This window comes from Nocardia neocaledoniensis (assembly GCF_029868625.1).
Lineage (GTDB): Bacteria > Actinomycetota > Actinomycetes > Mycobacteriales > Mycobacteriaceae > Nocardia > Nocardia neocaledoniensis_A.
The window spans coordinates 1-2,333 of record NZ_JARWOJ010000269.1; the positions used below are offsets into that span (position 1 = coordinate 1).

The 2,333-nt window shown below is 71.5% G+C and carries 3 protein-coding genes; 1 reads left to right on the forward strand and 2 read right to left on the reverse strand.

Translation table 11 applies throughout. The features are described 5' to 3' along the window. Positions 1-71 precede the first annotated feature (71 nt). Positions 72-1,043, reverse strand: coding sequence for an anti-sigma-D factor RsdA (locus QH270_RS20710; protein WP_280345035.1), 972 nt, complete (start codon positions 1,041-1,043; stop codon positions 72-74). 109 nt (positions 1,044-1,152) lie between these two features. Continuing rightward, positions 1,153-1,731: a sigma-70 family RNA polymerase sigma factor gene (locus QH270_RS20715; RefSeq protein ID WP_110037079.1), complete on the reverse strand. Its 579-nt coding sequence runs from the start codon at positions 1,729-1,731 to the stop codon at positions 1,153-1,155. A gap of 207 nt (positions 1,732-1,938) precedes the next feature. Between QH270_RS20715 and QH270_RS20720 the strand changes: the two genes are divergently transcribed. Next, complete coding sequence (locus tag QH270_RS20720; RefSeq protein WP_280345038.1) at positions 1,939-2,301, forward strand: hypothetical protein; 363 nt, start codon at positions 1,939-1,941, stop codon at positions 2,299-2,301. The last annotated feature ends 32 nt before the right edge of the window (positions 2,302-2,333 follow it).

Consider the following 2,333-nt stretch of genomic DNA (forward strand, 5'->3'; position numbering starts at 1 on the left):
CGCTCCACACCCCCCACACCCACACCCCCCCCCACCCCCCCCTCCGGGGCGGCCCACTCCCCCGTCGATTGTCAGGGCGAGGGTACGCCCGGCGGCACCGGCAGGATGCTGACCGGCGGCAGCGGCACGGTCGGCGGCAACGTCTGCGACGTCGGAGCCACCGTCGGCACGGTGACCGGCGGTGGTTCGGCGATGGTCGTCGGCGCGGTCGGGACGGTGACCGGCGGCGGAGTCGTCGGGACCGTGGTCACCGGCGGCTGCGTCGGCTCGGTCGGCTCCGGCGCGATCGGCTTGGTCTCCGGGCCCGGCGTCTGCATGATCACCGGCGGCTCGGACGGATCGGCGGTGCCCGAACCCGGGTTGGTCGGGGCCACCGGCGCGGTGGAGCCGGGGTTGGCCGGCGACGGGCTCGCCGGGGACGGCGACGTCGGCTTGGTCTGGCCCGGGGTCGTCGGCGTCGGGGTCGGGAGTTGCGCGGCGATCTCGGGCGCCTTCACGGCGAGCTGATCACGCAGCAGGTTCCAGCGGGCGACCAGATCCTCGCGCTTGTCCTTGTCGTCGACCTGGCTGGCGGTGGCGGATGCCTGTTCCAGCCGGGCCCGCGCCTGCTCCGGATTGCCGGAGTCGAGCAGATTCTGCGCGGCGACCAGATCGTCGTCGGCACGCTGCACGACGGTCGACTGGGCCTGTTCGCTGAACACGACCTCCTTGACCCGCCACAGCGGATCGCCGGGTGCCGCGCTGTAGGAGAACGCTGTGAGACCACCGAAGACCACGGCCAGTGCCGCGGCGGCCCCGAGCAGGGGCCTGACCAGCCGTAGACGTCCGCGCGAGGATGCTCCGACTCGAACCTGCCGCGCGCCGATCTCCTGATTGACCGCCGCGAAGACGGTATCCAGATCAGGACCTGCCGGCATCGGCTCGGCCAGCAGGTCGGCTCGCCAATCGGCAAGCAACGACGCCAGCTGGAACTCCTCGGGGCTGTCGGTACGGACCGGTCCGTCGCTCGCGATCGCGTCGATCAGCGCATCGTCGCTGCGCACCGCCGCAATGTCGACCGGACCGGAATCACCGGCATCCTCGGCGGCGTAGGGACCGCTGTCGTGCGACCCACGCCAAACCTTCCGGTCGCCTCGACCGCGCTCGCCATCCCTAGCCATACATTTCACCTGCCCTCGCCACTTGTGACTTCAGTTTCGCGAGTGCCCTGTGCTGGGCTACCCGTATCGCCCCCGCCGTGCTGCCCACGGCGACTGCGGTTTCCTCTGCTGACAGACCCATGACCAGACGCAGGATCAGGATTTCCCGATGTTTCTCGGGGAGCGTGGCCAGCAGAGTGTTCATCTGCCTGCTCGTCTCCGAGTCGAGAGCTCGCTGCTCCGGTCCCTGGTCGGTGGATATGACATCTGGTACTTCGGCCATCGCCTCCGCCTTGTTACGGGCGGCGTTGCGATGGGCGTCGGCGACCTTGTGCGAAGCGATCCCGTAAACGAAGGCCATGAAGGGCCGACCCTGATCCTGATAGCGGGGCAGGGCGGTCATCACAGCCAGACAGACCTCTTGCGCAACATCATCCGCGGAGAGCTGTCCGCGCTCCGCGGCTCCGATCCTGGCTCGGCAGTAGCGGACTACCAGCGGCCGGATCAGTTCCAGTACCTGAGCTAAAGCGGTCCTGTCGCCCTGCGCAGCCGCAGCGACGGCGAGGTCCAACTCTTCGCCCATATGCGTCATCGTCAGAGATTTTCCTGGCGTTACGAGTGGCGCGGTCCGATGTGACCGAGCTTCCACCGAAGTGGCGGAACGGAACTAACAATAGCGACCCCTAGATCACCCGCGAGCGGGCGTGGCCCCTTCTAGGGGAGCTCTCAGGAAGATCACTTAGGTGGGTCAGCGCGGCGGCGCGGCGAAATCCCCGCCCATCGCGCGGATCAGGGCGGCGTGATCTGCGGCTTCGCGCGCGGCGATCCGCGCGGCGGCCGGTTCGGCCACCCCGGCGCGCAACATCGCGGCGGCCCAGCGCAGCGGCAGCAGGCCGTGCTCGCGGCAGGCGAGATCGACCGCGTCGGGGGGGGGGGGGGGGGGGGGGGGGGGGCGCCGCGCCGCCCCGGCGGCGCGGCGCCGCCGCCCCCGCCGCCCGCCCCGCCCCCCCCCACCGCCCCCGCGCCCCACCCCCCCACGCCGGGGGGGGGGGTCGGCGCGGCCCCGCTCGAGGGCACCCCCGCCGCCGGGGCCGACCACGAGCCCGCCGACGGGCGCGGTGACTCGAGCGCCCCGTGGGGCGACGACGAAGCCCCCTTCTGACCCTTTCCGTCACCCGAAGCGACGGGGCGGAA

Bases quoted from the DNA above. Each gene is read 5' to 3' on its own strand.
- QH270_RS20715 (WP_110037079.1), bottom strand. From the start codon at position 1,731: ATGACGCATATGGGCGAAGAGTTGGACCTCGCCGTCGCTGCGGCTGCG.